Source organism: Terrabacter sp. 01T434 (genome assembly GCF_056398545.1).
On sequence record NZ_JBFTPP010000001.1, the window covers coordinates 610,065 to 633,063 of the forward strand.

The following is a 22,999-nucleotide window of genomic DNA, read 5'->3' on the forward strand; positions in this document are numbered from 1 at the left end:
TGGGAGGCTATCGCGTGCAGGGGCGGGGCTTGCGCAGGCGGGCCGAGGACGTCGGTCCGATCTGGTCGGGGGAGACCGTCGCGGGCGTATGCCCTCAGCTGGGGATGCAGCGAGGGACCCCGCCGACGTGGCGGGGTCCCTCGCTGCACCGGCGCCGGCTCAGCGGCCGAAGGCGCGCTCCATCAGCTCGGCCTGCTCGACGGCGTGCTTCTTCGAGGAGCCGGTGGCGGGCGATGCCGCCGCCTTGCGGGCCACGACGCGCCACGGCCGGGTCTCGCCGAGGTCGCAGAGGTCCTCGTGGAGCCACTGGGCCATGAGCGGCCACGCGCCCTGGTTGCGGGGCTCGTCCTGGACCCAGACCAGCTCGGCGCCGGGGTAGCTCGAGGCCGCGTCGACGATCTCCTTCTCCGGGATCGGGTAGAGCTGCTCGACGCGGATGACGGCGGTCGAGGTGTCGCCGCGCTTCTCCCGCTCGGCGTCGAGCTCGTGGACGATCTTGCCGCTGGCGAAGAGCACCCGCGTGACGTCCTTCGTGACGCCGTCGTGGTCGGCGAGGACCGGCTGGAAGCCGCCCTGCGTGAAGGCCTCGACCGGGCTGGCCGCCGCCTTGCTGCGCAGCATCGACTTCGGGGTGAAGACGACGAGCGGCGTGCGCGGACGGGCGTAGGCCTGGCGGCGCAGCAGGTGGAAGTAGCTCGCCGCGGTCGACGGGTACGCGACCGTCATGTTGTTCTCGGCGCACAGCTGCAGGTAGCGCTCGATGCGGGCCGAGCTGTGGTCGGGCCCCTGCCCCTCGTAGCCGTGCGGCAGGAGCAGCACGACCGAGCTGCGCTGGCCCCACTTCTGCTCGGAGCTGGAGATGAACTCGTCGACGATCGTCTGTGCGCCGTTGCCGAAGTCGCCGAACTGGGCCTCCCACAGCACGAGGGCGTCGGGGCGCTCGACGGAGTAGCCGTACTCGAAGCCCATGGCGGCGTACTCCGACAGGAGCGAGTCGTAGACCCAGAAACGGGCCTGGCCCTCGCCGAGGTAGAGCAGCGGCGTCCACTCCTCGGCGTTGTTCTTGTCGATGAGGACCGCGTGGCGCTGGACGAACGTGCCGCGGCGGCTGTCCTGACCGGCGAGCCGGATCGGGGTGCCCTCCTTGAGCAGCGTCCCGAAGGCGAGCAGCTCGGCCATCGGCCAGTCGATGCCACCCTCGTGGACCATCTGGGCGCGCTTGTCCATGAGCTGCTTGAGCTTCGGGTGGATCGTGAAGCCCTCGGGCGGGCTCACGAACGTCTCGCCGATGTGGACGATCTCGCTGGCCGGGACGCCCGTCTCGGTGGCCGAACGGACCGGCGCGACGTCGTCCTGGACCTGCGCCGTCGGGCGCTCGAGACCGGCGTTGTCGGGAGCGTCGGAGTCGCGGTCACCGGCCGGGGCCGAGGCGCCGGCGGCCTGCGCCTTCTTGGCCTCGCGCGTCTCGACGAAGACCCGCTCCAGCTGCTGCTGGTAGTCCCGCAGCGCGGCTTCGGCGTCCTCGACGCTGATGTCGCCGCGGCCGATGAGCGACTCGGTGTAGAGCTTGCGGACGGAGCGCTTGGCCTCGATGAGGTTGTACATCAGCGGCTGCGTCATCGACGGGTCGTCGCCCTCGTTGTGACCGCGGCGGCGGTAGCACACCATGTCGATGACGACGTCCTTGTTGAACTCCTGGCGGAACTCGTAGGCCAGCTCGGCCACGCGCACGCAGGCCTCGGGGTCGTCGCCGTTGACGTGGAAGATCGGCGCCTGGATCATCCGCGCGACGTCGGTCGAGTACACCGAGGAGCGCGAGCTGCTCGGGGACGTCGTGAAGCCGACCTGGTTGTTGATGACGACGTGGATGGTGCCGCCCGTGCGGTAGCCGCGCAGCTGGGAGAGGTTGAGCGTCTCGGCCACGACGCCCTGACCCGCGAAGGCCGCGTCGCCGTGCATGAGCACGGGGAGCACGGTGAACGACTCGCCGCCGAGGTTGAGTCGGTCCTGCTTGGCGCGGACGATGCCCTCGAGCACGGGGTTGACGGCCTCGAGGTGCGAGGGGTTGGCGGCGAGGTAGACCTTCGTCTTGCTGCCGTCCTCGGAGACGAACTCGCCCTCGGTGCCGAGGTGGTACTTCACGTCACCGGAGCCCTGCACCGACTTGGGGTCCTGGGTGCCCTCGAACTCACGGAAGATCTGGCCGTAGGACTTGCCGGCGATGTTGGCCAGGACGTTGAGGCGACCACGGTGCGGCATGCCGATGCAGACCTCGTCGAGGTTCTCGCTCGCGGCGCGGCACAGGATGCGGTCGAGGAGCGCGATGACGGACTCGCCGCCCTCGAGCGAGAAGCGCTTCTGCCCGACGAACTTCGTCTGCAGGAACGTCTCGAAGGCCTCGGCGGCGTTGAGGCGGCGCATGATCCGCATCTGCTCGTCGCGGTTGGCCTTCTCATAGGGCCGCTCGACCTTGTTCTGGATCCACTTGCGCTGGTCGGGGTCCTGGATGTGCATGTACTCGATGCCGACGGTGCGGCAGTACGAGTCGCGCAGGATGCCGAGGATCTTGCGGAGCTTGAGGAACGGGTAGCCGCCGAAGCCGCCGGTGGCGAAGGTGCGGTCGAGGTCCCACAGCGTCAGGCCGTGCGTGGTGACATCGAGGTCGTGGTGACGGCGCTGCTTGTACTCCAGCGGGTCCGTGTCGGCCATGAGGTGGCCGCGGACGCGGTAGGCGTGGATGAGCTCCTGGACGCGCGCCACCTTGTTGATGTCGTCGTCGTGCGAGGAGTCGATGTCCTGGATCCAGCGGACCGGCTCGTACGGGATGCGCAGCGACTCGAAGATCTCGTCGTAGAAGCGGTTGTCGCCGAGGAGGAGCTGGTGGATGATCCGCAGGAAGTCGCCGCTCTGGGCACCCTGGATGATCCGGTGGTCGTAGGTCGAGGTGAGCGTGAGGATCTTGCTCACGGCGTTCTTGTTGAGCGTCTCGTTGCTCGCGCCCTGCCACTCGGCGGGGTAGTCGAGGGCGCCGACGCCGATGATGGCTCCCTGGCCCTTCATGAGGCGGGGGACCGAGTGGACGGTGCCGATGCCGCCGGGGTTGGTCAGCGAGATCGTCGTGCCCTGGAAGTCCTCGACCGTGAGCTTGTTGGCGCGGGCCTTGCGCACGATGTCCTCGTAGGCGGTCCAGAAGTGGACGAAGTCCATCTCCTCGGCCGACTTGATCGAGGGGACGACGAGGGTGCGGCTGCCATCGTCCTTCTGCAGGTCGATGGCGAGGCCGAAGTTGACGTGGGCTGGCCGGACGAGAGCGGGCTTGCCGTCCTTCTCGGTGAAGCCGTTGTTCATCTCCGGCATGAGGGCCAGGGCCTTGACCATGGCGTAGCCGATGAGGTGCGTGAAGCTGACCTTGCCGCCACGCGAGCGGGCCAGGTGGTTGTTGACGACGACGCGGTTGTCGATGAGCAGCTTGGCCGGGACGGCGCGCACGCTCGTCGCGGTCGGAACGGTGAGCGAGACCTCCATGTTGGCGACGACGCGTGAGGGCGCGCCGCGCAGGGGAGTCACGATGTCCTCGCTGACCGGGCCCGTGCCCTTGACGGCGGGGATGTCGCGCGGCTTCGGCGTCTCGGCCGTGGGCTCGCCCTTGGGTTCGGCCTTCGCCTCGGCTGGCTTGGCCGCGGGGGTGGCCTTGGCCGTGGGGGCCGCCTTGGCCGTGGGGGCCGCCTTGGCCGCGGGGGTGGCCTTGGGTGCCGCCTTGGCCTCGGGTGCCTTCGTGGTGCTGGCGCGGGTGGCCGCAGCCGAACCGTTGGTCGAGCCGTTCGCCGACCCGGTGCCGGCGGGAGCGCTCGCGGTCTGCGTCCGCGTCGCCGTCGCGGTCGCCGTGCGGCTCGGGGCCGCGCTCGTGTCGGCCTCACCCGGCCGGTAGTCCTCGAAGAACCCCCACCAGGCCTTGTCGACCGATGTCTTGTCCGTCAGGAACTGCTGGTAGAGCTCGTCGACGAGCCATTCGTTCGGCCCGAATGCTGCAATCGGGTCACCGGACGTGGACTGATCGGACACGGCGAATGCGCCTCTTTCGTTTGGCTCGGGTGCGTCGTTGCCTATACAGGGGTCAAGCCTAGCCCCGAGTGTCGCGATACCGGACGGCGGCACGGTTGTCGAGCCCGCGGTTCGACGAGGCTTTCGTCACGTCGCCCGGGCCCGGTCAGGTGATGTCGGAGCGCAGCGTCCGCCACGTCCCGAGACCGGCCATCACGGCGGCATACGCCATGAGCACGAGGGCGCCGGCCCACCAGGACAGCTGGTCGACCGGCTGCCCGTTGAAGCCCCCGCTCGAGGACTCGAGCATGGCGCTGGTGGCGCGGCTCGGCAGGTAGGGCGAGATGCTCTTGCCCCAGTCGGTCAGGGCGAGGACGAGGCCGAGCACCGGCTCGACGATCCACGCCACCGCGACCGAGATGAGCAGTGCCGCGACCTGGTTGGGGATGAGGATGCCGGCCCCGAGGCCGATGAGCGCCCAGAGGCCGAGGACGAGCAGGGAGAGGGCGAGCGTGCGCCAGATCGAGGTGTCGGCGAACGGGGCGATGCCCTTGGAGGTCAGCACCAACGTGCCCGCGCCGACGGCGCCGGCGAGGGAGAGCAGGCCGTAGAGCACCCCGATCGCGAGAAGCGAGATGACCTTGGCGGCCATGACGCGACCGCGCCGCGGGATCGCGAGGAAGGTCGCGGTGATCGTCTGGTGGCGGTACTCCGAGCCGATCGTGAGCACGCCGATGGACAGCGTCAGCAGGTAGCCGACCTGCAGGCCGCCGGTGAAGACCGCCTTGGCTATGGCCGCGTCGGTGCGCGGCGCGGCCGCGGCCTGCGGCCCCTGCACGACGTCGCTCGTGAAGACGAACGCGAAGAGGACGGCGAACGCCGCACCGCTGAGGAGCACGGCGATCGCCATGCCCCACCAGAGACGCGTGGTGAAGAGCTTGCGGAGCTCGGCTCGCACCGCCGCGGTCATCGGAGGTCTCCTTCGCGCTCGGGGTCGCCCGCGGGCGGGGTGGGCTCGGCGAGCAGGGCGGGGTCGATCGGCGGTCCGCTCGGAGGCGGCAGGTCGGCCGGGACGCGGCCCGACGGGCGAGCATCGAGGTTGCGGTTGCGGTGCTCCTCGCTCTCGGTGAGGTTGAAGAAGAGCTCCTCGAGGTGTGTCTGCTCCGTGCGCAGCTCGTGGATCGCGACGTCGCTGGCATGGGCAACGTCGCCGACGACCGCGAGGTCCTCGGTCGTGACCCGCAGGCCCTGCCCGCTCGGCGTCACGGTGAGGCCGCGGTCGCGCAAGGCCTGGGAGAGCCGGTCCGGGTCCGACGTGCGGACGTAGGCCGTGGGCTCGCCGCGCAGCTCTTCGACGGTGCCCTGGGCGACCCGCCGACCGTTGGCGATGATGACGACGTCGTCGACCGTCTGCTCGACCTCGGACAGCATGTGGCTGGAGATGAGCAGCGTCCGGCCCTCGTCGGCGAGGTGGCGCAGGAAGCCGCGCAGCCAGCGGATGCCCTCCGGGTCGAGGCCGTTGGCCGGCTCGTCGAGGATGATGACGCGAGGATCGCCGAGGAGGGCGCCGGCGAGGCCCAGCCGCTGTCGCATGCCCATCGAGTAGCCGCCGGCCCGCTGGCGAGCGGCGGCGGGGATGCCGACGAGCTCGAGCAGCTCGTCGACACGCGAGTCCGGCACCCCGGCCACCGCGGCCTGGACGCGCAGGTGGTTGCGTCCGGTGCGTCCCGGGTGGAAGTTCGTCGCCTCGAGTGCCGACCCCACGACGGTGAGCGGGTTGGGGATCTCGGCGTAGCGGTGGCCGTCGATGGTCGCCGTGCCGTCCGTGGCACGCACGAGACCGAGCAGCATGCGCAGGGTCGTCGTCTTGCCGCTGCCGTTCGGTCCGAGGAACCCGGTGATCCGACCCGGCTCCACCTCGAAGTCGAGGTGGTCGACGGCGGTGAAGGAACCGAACCGCTTGGTCAGACCGCGCACCGCGATGCGCCCGGTGAACTCCGGTCGTCCGTGCACCAGCCTGCTCCCTCCGTCGGCCTGCGCGAGCGCCGCGGGCCCCCGCCGTGATGGGCCCAACTCAACCACACGGCATACCTCGTCCCCGCGGAGGCGGAGCCGGACGATCCGGTCCGCCTGCCCCCTGCCGCGCTCCATATAGTGGGCGCACCATGACCTTCCTTCGCGACCGGCTCCCGGATGGACGGGCGGTTCTCCGGTGACCGAGTGGCTCCTCGTCCTCGGCGCCGTGCTGCTCACCGCGGGCACCGCGCTCTTCGTCGCCGCCGAGTTCTCCCTCGTGGCGCTCGACCGACCCACGGTCCAGAGAGCCATCGACGAGGGTGACTCCCGCGCCCGGGTCGTGCTCCAGTCGCTCAAGCAGCTCTCGACGCAGCTCTCGGCGGCGCAGGTCGGCATCACGATCACGACCCTCGTCGTCGGCTACCTCGCGCAGCCGTCCATCGGGGCGCTCCTCTCGGGTCCGCTGGCCGGGCTGGGGCTCTCCGCCGGTGCGGCCGAGGCGGTGTCGAGCTCCCTGGCCCTGCTGCTCGCGACGATCTTCTCGATGATCTTCGGTGAGCTGCTGCCGCAGTTCCTCGGCATCTCCGCGCCGCTCCCGACGGCGAAGGTCGTGGCGTTGCCCGTCCGCGTCTTCGCCGTGGTCGCCAAGCCGCTCATCATCGTGCTCAACGGCTCGGCCAACGCCTTCCTGCGTGGGCTGGGCATCGAGCCGCAGGAGGAGCTGTCGGGGGCGCGCACGCCCCAGGAGCTCGCGAGCCTCGTCCAGCGCTCGGCCGAGGCGGGCACCCTCGACATCACGACCGCACGCATGCTGACCCGCTCGCTCGGCTTCGGCGAGCGCACGGCGGACGACGTCATGACGCCGCGCGTGCGCTGCACCGGCATCCACCGCGACGAGTCCGCTGACGACGTGCTGCGGCTCTCACGGCGCACCGGCCACTCGCGCTTCCCGGTCCTCGGCGAGGACTGGGACGACGTCGACGGGGTCGTCCACGTCAAGAAGGCCATGGCCGTCCCGCACGAGCGGCGCAAGGACGTGCCGGTGTCGGCGCTGATGTCCGACCGCCTCGTCGTGCCCGAGACGATCCGCCTCGACCCGCTGCTGCGCGAGCTGCGCGAGGGGGGCTTCCAGATGGCCGTCGTCGTCGACGAGTACGGCGGCACGTCGGGCATCGTCACGCTCGAGGACGTCGTCGAGGAGATCGTCGGCGAGGTCTCCGACGAGCACGACCGCAGCCGCCAGGGGGGCCGTGAGCTCATCGACGGCTCGTGGACGGTGCCCGGGCTCTGGCGCCCCGACGAGGTGCGCGACGCCTTCGACGCCGACGTGCCCGACGGGTCGACCTACGAGACCATGGGCGGCTTCGTCATGACGAGCCTGGGTCGCGTACCCGTCGTCGGCGACGTCGTGCGGGTGCCCGGCTGGCGCATCAACGTCGTCGGCATGGAGGGTCGCCGGGTCGACCGCCTCCGTTTCGTCCCGGACCCCGAGTCCGCGCCGCAGGACGGCAGCGGGCACCACCGCGTCAGCGACAGCGGCCCCGCCCAGAACGGAGCCGCCGGACCCACCGGGCGTATGCCGTCCGCCGGGGGATCGGGGGACCCGTCGTGAGCGGTCCCTGGGTCTACCTCGTCTCGGTGCTCCTCCTCCTGGGCAACGCCTTCTTCGTCGGCGCGGAGTTCGCGGCCATGGCGGTGCGGCGCTCGACGCTCGAGCCGCTCGCCGACGCCGGGAGCAAGCGCGCCCAGTCGTGCCTGCTCGCGCTCGAGCGCCTCGGGTCGATGCTCGCGACCGCGCAGCTCGGCATCACGGTGTGCTCGGTCGGGCTCGGCGCGCTCGCCGAGGCCGCCCTGCACCACCTCTTCGAGCCGATCTTCGCCCAGTGGGGGCTGTCCGACGCGTGGGCGAGCGGTGTGGCCCTCGCGCTGGCGCTGCTCGTCGTGTCCTACCTGCACGTCGTCGTCGGCGAGATGATCCCCAAGAACCTCGCCATCGCCGGACCCGATCGCGCGGCCCTCGTCCTCGTGCCGCCGCTCTTCTTCATCGCGAGCGCCCTGCGCCCGATCATCCGGGCGATGGAAGGGGTCGCGAAGGCCCTCGTGCGTCTCTTCCGGGTCGAGCCGAAGGACGAGATCACCTCGGCGTTCACGGTCGAGGAGGTGGCCCACATCGTCGGCGAGTCGAGACGGGAGGGGCTCATCGAGGAGGAGCGCCACGGCCTGGTCGCCAAGACGCTCGAGTTCTCCGACAAGCGGGCTCGCGAGGTCGCGGTCGACGTGCGCTCCCTGACGACGGTCGAGCTCGGGGCGACTCCGGCCGACATCGAGCGCCTCGTCGCGAAGCAGGGGTTCTCGCGGTACCCGGTCCGCGACGCCGCTGGTGAGATCGCCGGCTACCTCCACCTCAAGGACATCCTCTACGCCGACGACGAGCGGCACGAGCAGCCCATCCCGCCCAAGCGCGTGCGCCGGCTCGCCACCGTGCGCGAGGACGACGACGTCGAGGACGTGCTCGCGACCATGCAGCTGACGGGCGCCCACCTCGCGCGCGTCATCGACGGAGATGGGGTCGTGACGGGCGTCGTCTTCCTCGAGGACGTCCTCGAGGAGCTCGTCGGCGAGGTCACCGACACGACTCAGCGCTGACCCGACGCTGACCTGACGCTGACCCTGCGCTGAACGGCGTCCCCCGCGGGGTAGCCCCGCCCGTCAGTCGTCGGCGCGCCCGAGCCAGTCGAGGTATGCCGTGCCGCGCGGTGAGAGCTCGTAGCCGACGTCGTGGCTGATGGTCAGGCCCAAGGCCTTGAGCTTGCGGATGTCGACCTTCATCGGGAGCAGCTCGACGCCGCGCAGGGCCGCGAGCTCCTTGGACACGACCCGAGGGTTCTCGCGGATCCACTCGAGGATCTCGCGCGTCCACGGACCTGTTGCTCGGGCGTCCAGCCGACCGAGCCGGGTCGCGATGTCGCGCATGCTCTCGTCGTCGGGGAGGCTCTCGCGCAAGGCGATCCGCGGGTCCTCACCAGCCCAGCTGAGCCTGATGCGATAGACCGTGTCGCCGCCCCGGCCGCCGCGGGCCGAGGGCTGGCGCTCCCTCGGCGTCAGGAACTTCTGGAGCGTGGCGAGGTCCTTGAGGCCGGCCCTCCTCGCGTCGCCCTCTGTGAGGCGGTCGGGGTCGCGGACCCGACTGACGCCGTCGAACCGGACGAGGCCGGCAGGGGTCAGCTGCAGGCCGCCGACCTTGACCCGCGGGGCGTCCCAGCGTCGAAAGGCCTGCGTGACCCTGCCGGCTCGGATGGCCTCGGCGACGGGCTTGGAGATCAGCACGACCTCATCGTGGCACGCGCGGATGGTGGCCGGGGGAGACGCCGAGGGGCGGTCGGCCGGCGCTCTCACGCTGGCGGACCGCCCCTCGGCGTCACAGTGCCCCCGGCAGGATTCGAACCTGCGCTCCCGCCTCCGGAGGGCGGTGCTCTATCCCCTGAGCTACGGGGGCGGCTCGCACTTTCGTGCGCTCGGTGAGATTAGCAGGGCCCGGCCGGGAACGCTGCATGCCCCCCGCGGTCAGGGAGCAGCTGCGGCGACGGCCGCCTGAACGGTCGAGGCGCGTCCGGGAGCCTGGCGAGGCGGGCTCGTCCGCCTCGTAGACTCACCGCATGACGCCGGACCAGCTGTGCGCCCTTCTCGAGGAGGTGGCCGCGCAGGCGGCCCGCACCGGCGACCTGCCCGACGAGGCGGAGGCGGGCCCTCCAGCGGGGCTGGTCTTCCGGCCCGCCGAGACCCGTGCCGCCGGCGTCGTCGCCGACTGGGTGACGCCCGTGGCGCAGCGCTGGGCTCCCCGGTTGGACCTCGGCCCCCGGGACCTCGCTCGCGTCCTGGCCCAGGGGCTGACGCTCCAGAAGCCGGTGGCGGCCGTCGAGGTCGCGCCGAGCGGCCTCATCGCCCTCACCCTCGAGGACTCGGCCCGCTCCGAGATCGTCGCTCGTGTCATCGAGGACCAGGACCACTACGCCCTCGGCGCCGGTGCGCAGCACGACGAGATCGTCGAGGCCCCCGGGAGCCGCCCCGCGGACGACCCCGTCCGCGGGGCCCAGCTCTCGCACGCCCGCCTGTGCCGGATCATCCGCAACGCCGAGGCCGCAGGGGTGGATCGCCGCCCGTCGGCGCGCCTCGCCGAGCTGACCCACGTCGGCGAGCGCCAGCTCCTCGTCGCCCTCGCAGACCTCCCTCAACGCCTCGAGAGGCATGCCGGCGACGAGGTCCAGCAACGTCGCGCCGTGACCGACCTCGCTGCGCTCGCCGACGCCTGGGACCACCCGGTACGACCGCTCGCCGTGGGGGCCCACCCCGCGCCGATCCACGGCGCTCGGCTCCTGCTCGCCGACGCCGTCCGGATCGTCTTGCGCAATGGACTGACGCGTCTCGGCGCGGCGGCCCCGGAGAGGATGTAGCCATGCGCGCACACGAAGCAGGAGCGCTGCACGCGGAGGGCTATCGCGGCCCCGCGTGGCTCCAGACCCCGGCCGACGTCAACACTCTCGTACCGGCACTCTGGGCGTCGTCCGTAGGACGGGGGAGCGACGGCGTCCTCACGGTCGGTGGGGTGAGCGTCACCGAGCTGGCACGTGACTTCGGCACGCCGGCATACGTCATCGACGAGGACGACTTCCGTTCGCGCGCAAGGGAGTTCAAGCAGACGTATGCCGAGGTGTTCGAGGGCCTGTCGGGTGGCGCCGACGTCTTCTATGCGGGGAAGGCCTTCCTGTGCACCGAGGTCGCACGGTGGGTCCATGACGAGGGCCTGCACCTCGACGTGTGCACCGGCGGCGAGCTCGCCGTGGCCAAGCGCGCCGGCGTCCCCGGCGACCGGATCGGCCTGCACGGCAACAACAAGAGCGTCGCCGAGATCCGCGATGCCCTCGACTACGGCGTCAGCCGCATCGTCGTCGACTCCTTCGACGAGATCGAGCGCGTCGCCACGGTCGCCGCCGAGCTCGGTGTCGTCGCGCCCGTCCTCGTCCGTGTCACCGTGGGGGTCGAGGCCCACACGCACGAGTTCATCGCGACGGCGCACGAGGACCAGAAGTTCGGGCTGTCGTTGTCCGGCGGGCACGCCTTCGAGGCCGCGCGCCGGATCCTCGCCAAGCCCGAGACGCTGCGCTTGCTCGGACTGCACAGCCACATCGGGTCGCAGATCTTCGACACCGCCGGCTTCGAGGTGTCTGCCCGGCGCATCATCGGCCTCCACACGCAGATCGCACGCGAGCTGGGCGTCGAGCTCCCCGAGCTCGACCTCGGAGGCGGCTTCGGCATCGCCTACACCACCGAGCACGACCCGATGCCGCCGAAGAACCTCGCCGCCGGCATGGCCGAGATCATCGAGCGCGAGTGCCGCGCCGACGCCGTGGCCGTGCCCCGCATCTCGATCGAGCCCGGCCGGGCCATCGCGGGCCCCAGCACGTTCACCCTCTACGAGGTGGGCACCGTCAAGCCGGTCGAGCTCGACGGCGGCGCCCAGCGCCTCTACGTCTCGGTCGACGGCGGCATGAGCGACAACGTCCGCACGGCCCTGTACGACGCCAACTACTCGTGCACGCTCGCGAGCCGGGCGTCCACCGCGGACCCGGTGCTCGCCCGCGTCGTGGGCAAGCACTGCGAGAGCGGCGACATCGTCGTCAAGGACGAGTTCCTCCCCGGCGACGTCGGCGCCGGCGACCTCGTCGCCGTCCCGGGCACGGGCGCCTACTGCCGGTCCCTCTCGAGCCAGTACAACCACACGCCGCGGCCACCGGTGGTCGCCGTCCGGGACGGGGTGGCCCGCGTCATCGTCCGGCGCGAGACCATCGACGACCTGCTCGCCCTCGACGTCTGATGGGCCTGCAGATCCTGCGCCGCCGATGTCCGGATCGCGAAACAATGACCGTCCGGCACGCGGACAGACGGCAGGATTGCCGCCGTGGACAGCGCCGTGAGTGACCCCCAGCCGTTGCGCGTCGCCCTGCTCGGGGCGGGTGTCGTGGGCGGAGCCGTGGCGCGCCTGCTCGTCGAGCACGCCGACGACATGGCAGCGCGCGTCGGCGCCCCCCTCGAGATCGTCGGCATCGCGGTGCGGCGCGCCGGCCGGGACCGGGCCGCGCTCGGCGTCGACCCGGCGTTGTTCACGACGGACGCCGAGGAGCTCGTCACGCGGGCGGACATCGTCGTCGAGGTCATCGGTGGCATCGAGCCGGCCCGGTCGCTCATCCTGCGGGCCATCGAGCACGGGGCGTCCGTCGTCACGGCCAACAAGGCCCTCCTCGCCGAGGACGGCCCCGCCCTCTACGACGCGGCTGCCCGTCACGGCGTCGACCTCTACTACGAGGCCGCGGTCGCCGGCGCCATCCCGCTGCTGAGGCCGCTGCGTGAGTCCCTGGCCGGGGACGAGGTGCGCAAGGTCCTCGGCATCGTCAACGGCACGACGAACTACGTCCTCGACAAGATGGACACGACGGGCGCCGGTTTCGCCGACGCAGTCGAGCAGGCCCAGGCGCTCGGCTACGCCGAGGCCGACCCGACCGCCGACGTCGAGGGCTTCGACGCGGCCGCCAAGGCCGCCATCCTCGCCTCGCTCGCCTTCCACACCCGGGTCTCGGGCACCGACGTCTATCGCGAGGGCATCACCGAGGTGTCGGCCGCCGACGTCGCTGCCGCCCGCGAGATGGACGCGGTCGTCAAGCTCCTCGCGATCTGCGAGCGCAGCGACAAGGGCGTCAGCGTCCGCGTGCACCCGGCGATGATTCCGCGCTCCCACCCGCTGGCCGGGGTCCGGGAGGCCTTCAACGCCGTCTTCGTCGAGGCCGACGCCGCCGGTGAGCTGATGTTCTACGGCAAGGGTGCCGGCGGTGACCCGACGGCCTCCGCGGTCCTCGGTGACCTCGTCGCGGTCGCCCGCCACCGCGTCGGCGGCGGGCTCGGTCCGGGGGAGTCGAGCTACGCCGACCTGCCCGTCCTCACGATGGGTGACGCGCAGACGAGGTACCACATCAGCCTCGACGTCGAGGACCGCTCGGGTGTGCTCGCCCAGGTGGCGGCGGCCTTCGCCGACCACGACGTGTCCATCGAGACCGTGCGCCAGCAGCTCGTCCCCGCTGGTGACGGCGAAGGCGCCCGGGCCAACCTCATCATCGTCACGCACACCGCCAGCGACGAGGCCCTCTCGTCCACGGTCGAGCGACTGCGCACGCTCGACGTCGTCCGTGGCGTCAACTCCGTGATGCGCGTGGAAGGTTCGTGATGGCCCACCAGTGGCGCGGAGTCATCCGCGAGTACGCCGACCGCCTCCCGATGCTCGAGGGTGCGCCCGTCGTCACGCTCCACGAGGGCGGTACCCCGCTCATCCATGCCGAGAAGCTCTCCGAGCGCGTCGGCGCCGAGGTCCACCTGAAGTACGAAGGCCTCAACCCCACGTGCTCGTTCAAGGACCGCGGCATGACGACCGCGATCAGCGTCGCCGCCCGCAAGGGTGCGAAGGCCGTCATCTGCGCGAGCACGGGCAACACGAGCGCGTCGGCGGCGGCATACGCCACGAAGGCCGGCATGACGTGCGGCGTCCTCGTCCCCGAGGGCAAGATCGCGATGGGCAAGCTGAGCCAGGCGATCGCCCACGGCGCGACGCTCCTGCAGGTCGACGGCAACTTCGACGACTGCCTGACCCTCGCGCGCAAGCTGGCCGAGGCCTACCCCGTCGAGCTGGTCAACTCGGTCAACCCGGCCCGCATCGAGGGTCAGAAGACGGCGAGCTTCGAGGTCGTCGACGCGCTCGGTGACGCGCCCGACATCCACTGCCTGCCTGTCGGGAACGCCGGCAACATCACCGCCTACTGGCGCGGCTACCGCGAGTACTCCGCCGACCCGGCGGTCAGCCACCAGCCCGGCCCGGCCACGCACCTGCCGAGGATGTGGGGTTTCCAGGCGGCCGGCGCGGCGCCGATCGTCCTCGGCCATCCCGTCGACCACCCCGAGACGATCGCCACCGCCATCCGGATCGGCAACCCCGCGTCGTGGGAGCAGGCCGTCGCCGCCCGGGACGAGTCCGGTGGCCGCATCGACGCCGTGACCGACGAGCAGATCCTCGACGCCCACCGTTACCTCTCCTCGCAGGAGGGGGTGTTCGTCGAGCCCGGCTCGGCCGCCTCCGTCGCGGGGCTGCTCGCGAGCCACGCAGCCGGCCTGGTGCCGCCCGGGGCACGCATCGTCTGCACCGTCACCGGCCACGGACTCAAGGACCCGCAGTGGGCCCTGCGCACCGCCGACGGGAACGAGGTCGTGCCGACCCGGGTCTCCGTCGACGCGTACTCCGCGGCCCAGGCGCTCGGCCTCGAGGGCTGACCGCGTGAGCCGGGTTCCGGCGGGCCGCTCCGTCCGCCTGCGCGTGCCCGCGAGCAGCGCCAACCTCGGACCCGGCTTCGACTCGATCGGGCTGGCCCTCGGCCTGTGGGACGACTACGTGGTCAGCACGTGCGAGCGCCCCGGACTCGTCATCGAGGTCAGTGGGGAGGGCGCCCAGGACGTGCCCACCGACGAGCGGCACCTCGTGTACGCGACGATGCTGCACACGTGGGGCGTCCTCGGCGTCGAACCGCCGACGGGTCTCCGCCTCGAAGCCGTGAACGGCGTCCCGCACGGCCGTGGCCTAGGCTCCTCTGCGACCGCCATCGTCGCGGGCGTCGTTGCCGCCCAAGCTCTCTCGTTCGGCGTGCTCGAGAGTGCGTATGCCGCGTGGCCGGCTCCCGGTGTCGCCGTCCCCGTCGATCTCGACCTGGCTACGCACCTGGCGAGTGAGCTCGAAGGGCATCCCGACAACGCGTCGGCGAGCGTGCTGGGTGGCCTCACGGTCAGCTGGATGCCTGACGGCACCGGGCTCGATCGCGGCGAGCGCACCGTGACGGCGCGCATCGAGCCGCACCCCGACGTCGACGTGGTCGTCTTCGTCCCGGAGACACAGCTGGCGACCCGCACCGCCCGCGCCGTCCTGCCCGCGCTGGTCCCGCTGGCGGCGGCGGCCGCCGGCGCCGGACGAGCGGCCCTGCTCGTCCACGCGCTGACGGCCGATCCCGGGCACCTGCACGCCGCGACCCGTGACTGGCTCCACCAGGAGGCGCGGCGACCTTCCTACCCCGCCACGATGGAGCTCGTCGACCTGTTGCGCTCGCAGGGGCATGCCGCGGTCGTGTCTGGGGCCGGTCCGAGCGTCCTCGTCCTCACCACCCGCGAGGCCGCCGCGGATGTGCAGGCGGGGCACCTCGCACCCCACTGGGAACGGCTGACCCCCACCGTGCCGCCGCACGGCGCCACGGTGCACGTTCGCTGAACACACGCCCGACCACGACCTCAGCGGCGCCTACCCGCCAGCCGGCGGTCCCCGAGTGGTACCCTGAGCGTGCACCACAGGCCGCGACAACGCAGGCTGGTGCACCACCCCCACACTGAGGCGATCTTCTGTGCCTCTCGGCGCGTTCTGCGCCGTCGTGGATCTCAGACGGCCAGGTCATCTGGTCCAAGTCCGGCCCGCTGGAGTCTCCCGGGCCGCAAACGAGGGGGAAGGATCCTTCGTGTCAGAAACAACCACCCGTCCACTCTCTGGCCTGTCGGCCATGAAGCTGGACGAGCTCAAGGGCGTCGCGTCGTCGATGGGAATCACCGGGACGACGAAGATGCGCAAGAGCGACCTCGTCGAGGCGATCAAGGCCCGTCAGGCCGGCGGCTCGTCGGCGACCGGCGCTCCGACGGCTTCGGCCGCTCCGACGGGGGCGACGGAGTCCGCGGGCTCCGCCGAGACCCCTGCTGCCCCTCCGGCGACGCGAGCCCGCGCAACGCGCCGGGTCAGCCGGCCGGCGGGCTCCGCTGCGACGGCTGAGCCGTCCGCAGAGGCACCGGCTGCCGCGACCGTCCCGGACCAGCAGCGCAACGAGGACCACAACGAGGACCGCAACGAGCGCAAGCCGGAGCGCGACGAGGCGACGGCCGAGGGCTCAGCCCCGCGATCCGAGCGTGCCCCGAGGGGCTCTCGGGAGGCGCGGGCAGCGCGTGCCGACGCGCAGAACGCACCGTCCGCCGAGCGCGTCGAGGCGGCCGAGGAGCGGGGCTCCGACACCGACGACCGCGCCGGCCGACAGCGTGACCGGGCTCAGCAGGGTGACCGTCAGCAGGGCGACCGTCAGCAGGGTGACCGTCAGCAGGGCGACCGCGAGCAGCGCTCCGACCGTCAGCAGAGCGACCGTCAGCAGGGCGACCGCGAGCAGCGCACCGAACGCCAGCAGGGTGATCGTCAGCAGGGTGGCCGCAACGACCGGCAGAACGACCGGCAGCAGTCGCGCCAGCAGCAGGACCGCCAGCAGGACCGTCAGCAGGACCGCCAGCAGCAGGACCGTCAGCAGCAGGACCGTCAGCAGCAGGACCATGCAAACGACCACGGTCGTGGCCAGCAGTCCCCGTACGACGACGACGGTGGCAGCCGCCGCAGCCGCAACCGCCAGCGCAGCCGGGACCGCAAGCGCGGGCGCGGCCGCGAGGGTGGCCAGGACTGGAACGACTCGGAGCTGCAGGTGGGCGACGACGACGTCCTGGTTCCCGTGGGCGGCATCCTCGACGTCCTCGACAACTACGCGTTCGTCCGCACGTCCGGCTACCTGCCCGGCCCCAACGACGTCTACGTGCCGCTCGGGATCGTCAAGAAGAACGGGCTGCGCAAGGGCGACGCCGTGACCGGCGCCGTCAAGGCGCTGCGCGAGGGCGAGCAGCCCTCGGGAAGCGTCGGCCGCCAGAAGTTCAACGCGCTCGTGCGCCTGGACACGGTCAACGGTCAGACCTCCGAGGAGGCGGTCAAGCGCGTCGAGTTCGGCAAGCTGACCCCGCTCTATCCCCAGGAGCGACTGCGGCTCGAGACCGAGCCCCACGTGCTCACGACGCGCATCATCGACCTCGTGGCCCCGATCGGCAAGGGTCAGCGCGGCCTCATCGTGGCCCCGGCCAAGGCCGGCAAGACGATGATCATGCAGACCCTCGCCAACGCGATCACGACGAACAACCCCGAGTGCCACCTCATGGTCGTCCTCGTCGACGAGCGTCCCGAGGAGGTCACCGACATGCAGCGCGCGGTCAAGGGTGAGGTCATCGCCTCGACCTTCGACCGGCCGGCCGAGGACCACACGACCGTCGCGGAGCTCGCCATCGAGCGGGCCAAGCGTCTCGTCGAGCTGGGTCACGACGTCGTCGTGCTGCTCGACTCGATCACCAAGCTGGGCCGCGCCTACAACCTCTCGGCCCCCGCGAGCGGCCGCATCCTCTCGGGCGGTGTCGACTCGGCCGCGCTCTACCCGCCGAAGAAGTTCTTCGGCGCCGCGCGCAACATCGAGAACGGCGGCTCGCTGACGATCCTCGCCACGGCGCTCGTCGAGACGGGCTCGAAGATGGACGAGGTGATCTTCGAGGAGTTCAAGGGCACCGGCAACATGGAGCTGCGCCTGAACCGCGAGCTCGCCAACCGCCGCATCTTCCCGGCGGTCGACATCAACAGCTCCGGCACCCGTCGCGAGGAGATCCTCCTCGCGAGCGAGGAGCTGAAGATCATGTGGAAGCTGCGTCGGGTCCTCGGCGGCCTCGATGCGCAGCAGGCCATCGAGCTGCTCATCGACCGTCTCAAGAAGACGCGGACGAACTACGAGTTCCTCACGCAGGTCCAGGCGACGAGCGGGTCCAGGCTCGGCGACGAGTCCTGACCGATCGCTGGAAAGGGGGCGGCGCCACCGGGCGCCGTCCCCTTTCGGCGTTTCAGTCGGCATTGCACGGAAATGTCCATAAAGTAGGGCTGCCCACCCGATCGTCACCTGGAGTGCCATGTCTGCGCCTGCCGGCGGCCCTGATGCCAGCCCCGTCCGTATCCTCGTGGCAGACGATGACGCAGACATCCGAGACCTAGTCGAGTTCAAGCTGACCCAAGCGGGGTATGCCGTCGAGGCCGTTCCGGACGGGGTCAGCGCCTGGGAGGCCTTCGAGGCCAGCCCGCCGCAGCTGGCGGTGCTCGACGTCATGATGCCCGGGCTCTCGGGTATCGACGTCCTCCGCAAGATCCGCGAGAGCGAGTTCGGGGCGGTGCCCGTCCTCCTGCTCAGTGCCAAGTCGCGGGACTCCGACGTCGACACCGGCTTCGCGGTCGGCGCGGACGACTACGTCATCAAGCCGTTCAGCCCCAGGGAGCTGCTGCACCGGGTCAACGGCATGCTCGCCAGGGCGCGATGAGCGCCGGGGTCCCGTGATCATCGGGTCGACCCTTCTGGTCGGCGCCACGGTGGTCGTCCTCGGCGCTTGCCTGCTCCTCGTCCTGCTGGTCGTCGCCGTCCGTGCACGTCGGCACGCGCGCCTCCAGCGCGAGGCGGTGTTGCTCTCACCGCTTCGAACGCCGTTGATCACGGTGGCCTCGGGCGAGGACGACGACGGCTCTGCCGCCGACGAGCTGCGCCAGGCGACCGGTGTGACCCGTGACGTGCTCGACCGCAACGTCGTCGCGATGCTCAGCAAGATCCGTGGCGTGCCCGCCGACCAGCTCGTCCAGGTGCTCGAGGACCACGGCGCCGTCGAGCTGGCGGCGGTCGAGCTGACGAGCCGCTCGACGGTGAAGCGGGCGCGCGCGGCCCAGCTGCTGGGCCTGGCTCGCGCCGGGCATGCCGTCCCGCTCCTCGTCGAGGCGCTCGGGGACGAGGCGGTGGAGGTCCGCAACAGTGCGGCATACGCCCTCGGCCTCATCGGTGACCCCGTGGCGGCGGGTCCCGTGCTGGCGGCGATCGGCGCGCCCGAGCGTGGACTGCCTGCGGCGACGGCCGCCGAGGCCCTGCAGTCGATGGGCGTCGGCATCTCGGACGTGCTGCGTGGCGGGATGGCTGACGCCAATGCCCGCACCCGCATGGTCGCCGCCCACCTCAGCGCCGAGCGCAGCTTCACCCGGGGGCTGCCCGAGCTGCGGCAGCTGCTCGACCACGACCCCGACCTCACGGTGCGCGAGACGAGCGCCACCGCCATCGGGCGTCTGGGTCGCGGCGAGGACGTCGACATCCTCGTGCGCCACACCGCCGAGACGGAGCCGCTCGCGCTGCGCCGCGCCTGTGTGGTCGCGTTGGGCGAGCTCGGTGAGACCCGCGCGGTCCCAGCCCTGACCGCGCTCCTCGACGACTCCGACCCGCGTCTGGCCGAGCTCGCCGCGACTGCGCTGCTGGCCATGGGCCCCGACGGCACTGCCGCCCTGGTGGGCCACGAGGACGACCCGGCCGTGCGCACCGCGCGGCTGCTCGTCAGCCTCCAGAAGGCGTCGGCATGACCTGGGAACCGATCACCTCGGGCTTGCGGTCCTTCGTCGTGTGGAGCATGGACGTCACGGCCGTGCCGATCATCCTCTACTTCATCCTCATCAACACCTCCCTCCTCGTGATCATCGGGCTGGCCTACCTCGAGTTCCAGGCGCAGCAGCGCCGGCGGTCGACGGCCGTGGTCTGGCAGGGAGCCGGCCTGGCGCCAGGGGTGTCCCTGCTCGTGCCGGCCTACAACGAGGAGGCCGGCATCGTCATGGCGGTCAAGTCCTTCCTCACGCTGCGCTACCCACGGCACGAGGTCGTCGTCGTCGACGACGGAAGCACCGACGCGACCTTCGACCGCCTCGAGCAGGCCTTCGACCTCGTCCAGGTGCCCCGTGAGCTGCCGCACGAGATCCCGATCCGGGCGAAGGTCCTCGGCATCTTCGTCCCGCGTGACGGCCGCACCAGGCTCGTCGTGGTCCGCAAGGAGAACTCCGGTCGCTCCGAGGCGATCAACGTGGCCATCAACGCCGCGAGCGAGCCCCTCGTCGCGATGATCGACGGCGACTCGATCCTCGAGCCCGACGGCCTGCTGCACGTGACCCGTCCCTTCGCGGACGACCCGACGCGCATGGTCGCCACCGGTGGGGCCATCCGCCCGGTCAACGGCAGCCGGGTCGTCTCGGGCCGCATCGTGCGCGTCGAGATGCCGCCGACCTGGATCCCTCGGATCCAGCTCGTCGAGTACCTCCGTGCCTTCCTGCTGGGGCGCACCGGGTGGTCCCGCCTCGGTGGCCTCATCCTCATCAGCGGCGCCTTCGGTCTCTTCCGCCGCGACGTCGTCGTCGAGGTCGGCGGCCTCGACCCCAACAGCATCGGCGAGGACTTCGAGCTCGTCATGCGGATCCACAAGAAGCTGCTCGACGAGGGCCGCGACTACCGCATCGAGTTCGTGCCCGAGCCGGTTTCGTGGACGGAGGTGCCGGTGACGGCCAAGGTGCTGCGCAACCAGCGGCGTCGCTGGCACCGGGGCCTCTGGGAGACCCTGTGGGCCTACCGGTCGATGCTCTTCCGCCCGAAGTACGGCCGCATCGGCTGGCTCGCGCTGCCCTACTACTGGCTCTTCGAGCTCATCGCGCCGCTGCTCGAGCTGTTCGGCATCCTCATCGTCCCGCTCGCCCTGCTGCTCGGCGTCGTCAACGTCCCCTTCGCGATCCTCTTCCTCGTGCTCGCCTACGGGTATGCCGTGCTCGTGACCCTGGCGGCGATGGTCGTCGACGAGTGGGCCTTCCACAAGCACGACCGGTGGCGGGCCATCTGGCAGACCATCGCCGCATCGGTCCTCGAGAACATCGGCTACCGCCAGGCCACCGTGTGGTGGCGTCTCGAGGGGTGGTGGTCCAGCCTGCGCGGGAAGAAGCACGTCTGGGGTGTCATGACCAGGACCGGCTTCGACGAGGACCCGGCGTGACGAGCGCGCTGCCCGGGGTCTCGAGGCGCTCGGTCGGCAGTCACATCCGGCGGCTCGTCGCCATCCTCGTCATCCTCGTGCCGGTCGGCGCGATCATCTCCGTCGCGACGATCCACTCCCAGGGCGCGGCCGTCCGGGTGCTCACCCTGGCCCTCGGACCCGCACGCGAGGCCAACAGCACGATCCTGCTCGACATGACCCGTGCCGAGGGGGCGTGGCAGCAGGCGGCCGCCGGGGTCCCCTCCGCGCTCGACCCGCTGACGGTCCAGCCCGCCGTCGCCGCGGAGCTGGACCACCTCGCCGCGGCCACCCGAAGCGAGGAGCTGCCGAGCGCCGACCAGGCCCGCTACGCGACCCTCGTCTCCGAGGAGCGGGCGGCGGTCTCCGACTGGTTCGTCGCGGTCCGGCAGTCCCTGCAGGGAGTCTCCGCCGGCACGACTGCGACCGCGTCCGACCGGGCCCGGGCGTCGGCGGCCTACGCCCGCTTCCGCACGACCAACGAGTCGCTGGGCTCGAGCATCCAGACCAAGCGTGACGCGGCCCGCGTCGACTCGCGCGAGGCCACGACCATCACGTCCGGCGTCATCGTCGCCGTCGCCATCGCGGTAATGCTCGTGCTCGTCGCCGCGGGCTTCGGGATGGATCGTGCCGTCGGGCGCCCGCTCGCGCGGCTCCGGGAGGTGGTGCGTCGCCAGGCGGAGGACGACGTCATCTCGATGGCCAACCAGGAGGAGGGCGCCTTCGAGGTCCGGATGCTCGCGCGTGACTTCAACGACCTCACCCGCGCCAACGCCCGTCTCGTCGACCAGCAGGCGGCCGTCCTCGAGATGCAGGAGCTCGTCCTCGACGTGGGCCGGACCGTTCGCTCGGCCAGCGACGTCCACGAGGCGCTCCAGCGCGTCACGACCAAGCTCGGCGCCGGTCTCGGCGCCGACCGGGTGCTGCTCTACACCCTGGCCGACGACGGCCAGACGGTCGAGGACCGCCTCCAGTGGCACACCGAGGACCTTCCCGACCTGCCGCCGCTGCCGCGGTCCCTGGCCCAGCAGGTGGGCGCCGTCAACGACGAGCTGCGTCGCGATGCCGGCTTCTTCGACATCGGTGACCTGCTGGCGCACCAGGCCTACGACGACGAGAGGGCCCGCGCCTTCCACCGGGCGACCGGGACCCGGAGCCTGCTCATGCTGCCCGTCGGCACCGGCGGCCGCGGCCTCGGCATCCTGTCGATCATGATGGTCGGCGCCCCGAGACGCTGGCACCGCCACGAGATCCAGGCGGCCCAGCAGTGCTGCGCCATCGCCGCCCAGTCGATCGTGGCGCTGCGGCTGTCGCAGATGCAGGACGAGCAGGTGCGTCGGCTCACCGAGCTCGACCGGCAGAAGACCGACTTCATGGCGACGGTCAGTCACGAGCTGCGCACCCCGCTGACCTCGATCAGCGGCTACCTCGAGCTGCTCGTCGACGGCGACTTCGGCGACGTCACCGACGGGCAGCACGTGGCCCTCGACATCATCGGCCGCAACGCGACCCGCCTGCGCGGCCTCATCGAGGACCTCCTCGTGCTCAACAAGATCGAGATCAGCGGTCTGCAGGCGGTCTCCGAGGAGGTGGCCGTCCGCGACCTGCTGCGCACCGTCACCGAGACCATGAAGCCGGTCGCGGCCAAAGGTGGGGTGCACCTCGTCTGCGACGACAGCCCCGACGACCTCGTCGTCAGGGTCGACCGGGGGCAGGTCGAGCGGGCACTGATCAACCTCGGCTCGAACGCCGTGAAGTTCACGCAGGAAGGTGGGCAGGTGTTGCTGTCGGCCGAGCGCTCGGGCGACTCGACGATCATCTCGGTGCACGACACCGGTATCGGCATCCCGGCCGCCGACCTCGCGCGCCTGTCCGAGCGGTTCTTCCGCGCGGGGAACGCGACGGCCGCCGCCATCCCCGGCACCGGCCTCGGTCTCGCCATCGTGCGTGCCATCGTCGAGGGTCACGGCGGCGAGCTCGTCATCGCCTCGGTCGAGGGGGAGGGGACGACGATGCAGGTCGTGCTGCCCGTCGCCCAGCCCGCCACCGTGCGAGCCTGACGAAGGCGCCCTGACGCGCACGGGGCGGGGAATGCCAGGGCCACCTCGCGCGTTTGGGAGGAGGTGCGCCT

The 22,999-nt window shown here is 71.4% G+C and carries 16 protein-coding genes and 1 tRNA gene; 12 read left to right on the plus strand and 5 right to left on the minus strand.

Annotated features, from left to right (window positions below):
* Positions 1 to 159: 159 nt before the first annotated feature.
* The 3 genes from AC1DIW_RS02920 to AC1DIW_RS02930 form a co-directional block, all read right to left on the minus strand.
* On the minus strand, positions 160 to 4,062 hold the full coding sequence (locus AC1DIW_RS02920) for a multifunctional oxoglutarate decarboxylase/oxoglutarate dehydrogenase thiamine pyrophosphate-binding subunit/dihydrolipoyllysine-residue succinyltransferase subunit (RefSeq protein ID WP_478106396.1): 3,903 nt from the start codon (positions 4,060 to 4,062) through the stop codon (positions 160 to 162).
* 145 nt (positions 4,063 to 4,207) lie between these two features.
* Positions 4,208 to 5,011, minus strand: coding sequence for an ABC transporter permease (locus AC1DIW_RS02925; protein WP_478106397.1), 804 nt, complete (start codon positions 5,009 to 5,011; stop codon positions 4,208 to 4,210).
* On the minus strand, positions 5,008 to 6,054 hold the full coding sequence (locus AC1DIW_RS02930; RefSeq protein ID WP_442280139.1) for an ABC transporter ATP-binding protein: 1,047 nt from the start codon (positions 6,052 to 6,054) through the stop codon (positions 5,008 to 5,010). The genes AC1DIW_RS02925 and AC1DIW_RS02930 overlap by 4 nt, the downstream gene beginning before the upstream one ends.
* 199 nt (positions 6,055 to 6,253) lie before the next feature.
* Between AC1DIW_RS02930 and AC1DIW_RS02935 the strand changes: the two genes are divergently transcribed.
* Both AC1DIW_RS02935 and AC1DIW_RS02940 read left to right on the plus strand, forming a co-directional pair.
* Entirely contained in the window at positions 6,254 to 7,669 is a 1,416-nt protein-coding gene (locus AC1DIW_RS02935) for a hemolysin family protein (protein WP_442280140.1), read from the plus strand.
* Positions 7,666 to 8,703 (plus strand): hemolysin family protein, encoded by a 1,038-nt coding sequence (locus AC1DIW_RS02940; RefSeq protein ID WP_478106398.1) that lies wholly within the window; start codon positions 7,666 to 7,668, stop codon positions 8,701 to 8,703. Before AC1DIW_RS02935 ends, AC1DIW_RS02940 begins: the two co-directional genes overlap by 4 nt.
* Positions 8,704 to 8,766: 63 nt before the next feature.
* Here the strand turns inward: AC1DIW_RS02940 and AC1DIW_RS02945 are convergent, their stop codons facing one another.
* Both AC1DIW_RS02945 and AC1DIW_RS02950 read right to left on the minus strand, forming a co-directional pair.
* Positions 8,767 to 9,384: an ASCH domain-containing protein gene (locus AC1DIW_RS02945; protein WP_478106399.1), complete on the minus strand. Its 618-nt coding sequence runs from the start codon at positions 9,382 to 9,384 to the stop codon at positions 8,767 to 8,769.
* Between the two features lie 97 nt (positions 9,385 to 9,481).
* Positions 9,482 to 9,553: transfer RNA gene (locus AC1DIW_RS02950), tRNA-Arg, on the minus strand.
* 160 nt (positions 9,554 to 9,713) lie between these two features.
* Here AC1DIW_RS02950 and AC1DIW_RS02955 point away from each other — a divergent pair.
* The 10 genes from AC1DIW_RS02955 (at position 9,714) to AC1DIW_RS03000 (ending at position 22,928) form a co-directional block, all read left to right on the plus strand.
* Positions 9,714 to 10,508 (plus strand): DALR anticodon-binding domain-containing protein, encoded by a 795-nt coding sequence (locus AC1DIW_RS02955; RefSeq protein WP_478106400.1) that lies wholly within the window; start codon positions 9,714 to 9,716, stop codon positions 10,506 to 10,508.
* Positions 10,509 to 10,510: 2 nt separating this feature from the next.
* The gene (gene lysA / locus AC1DIW_RS02960) at positions 10,511 to 11,929 is read left to right on the plus strand and encodes a diaminopimelate decarboxylase (RefSeq protein ID WP_478106401.1); all 1,419 of its coding nucleotides are present in this window, start codon (positions 10,511 to 10,513) and stop codon (positions 11,927 to 11,929) included.
* Between the two features lie 84 nt (positions 11,930 to 12,013).
* The gene (locus AC1DIW_RS02965; protein ID WP_478106402.1) at positions 12,014 to 13,330 is read left to right on the plus strand and encodes a homoserine dehydrogenase; all 1,317 of its coding nucleotides are present in this window, start codon (positions 12,014 to 12,016) and stop codon (positions 13,328 to 13,330) included.
* Positions 13,330 to 14,424: a threonine synthase gene (thrC, locus tag AC1DIW_RS02970; RefSeq protein WP_442280483.1), complete on the plus strand. Its 1,095-nt coding sequence runs from the start codon at positions 13,330 to 13,332 to the stop codon at positions 14,422 to 14,424. The genes AC1DIW_RS02965 and thrC overlap by 1 nt, the downstream gene beginning before the upstream one ends.
* A gap of 4 nt (positions 14,425 to 14,428) precedes the next feature.
* Entirely contained in the window at positions 14,429 to 15,406 is a 978-nt protein-coding gene (locus AC1DIW_RS02975; protein WP_478106403.1) for a homoserine kinase, read from the plus strand.
* Between the two features lie 283 nt (positions 15,407 to 15,689).
* Positions 15,690 to 17,813, plus strand: a complete 2,124-nt coding sequence (rho, locus tag AC1DIW_RS02980) for a transcription termination factor Rho (RefSeq protein ID WP_478106404.1) — start codon at positions 15,690 to 15,692, stop codon at positions 17,811 to 17,813.
* A 166-nt stretch (positions 17,814 to 17,979) separates the two neighbouring features.
* Positions 17,980 to 18,333, plus strand: a complete 354-nt coding sequence (locus AC1DIW_RS02985; RefSeq protein ID WP_442280485.1) for a response regulator transcription factor — start codon at positions 17,980 to 17,982, stop codon at positions 18,331 to 18,333.
* Positions 18,334 to 18,346: 13 nt separating this feature from the next.
* Positions 18,347 to 19,405 (plus strand): HEAT repeat domain-containing protein, encoded by a 1,059-nt coding sequence (locus AC1DIW_RS02990; RefSeq protein ID WP_478106405.1) that lies wholly within the window; start codon positions 18,347 to 18,349, stop codon positions 19,403 to 19,405.
* Positions 19,402 to 20,850, plus strand: a complete 1,449-nt coding sequence (locus AC1DIW_RS02995) for a glycosyltransferase family 2 protein (RefSeq protein ID WP_478106406.1) — start codon at positions 19,402 to 19,404, stop codon at positions 20,848 to 20,850. The genes AC1DIW_RS02990 and AC1DIW_RS02995 overlap by 4 nt, the downstream gene beginning before the upstream one ends.
* The gene (locus tag AC1DIW_RS03000) at positions 20,847 to 22,928 is read left to right on the plus strand and encodes a sensor histidine kinase (RefSeq protein ID WP_478106407.1); all 2,082 of its coding nucleotides are present in this window, start codon (positions 20,847 to 20,849) and stop codon (positions 22,926 to 22,928) included. The genes AC1DIW_RS02995 and AC1DIW_RS03000 overlap by 4 nt, the downstream gene beginning before the upstream one ends.
* Positions 22,929 to 22,999: the final 71 nt, after the last annotated feature.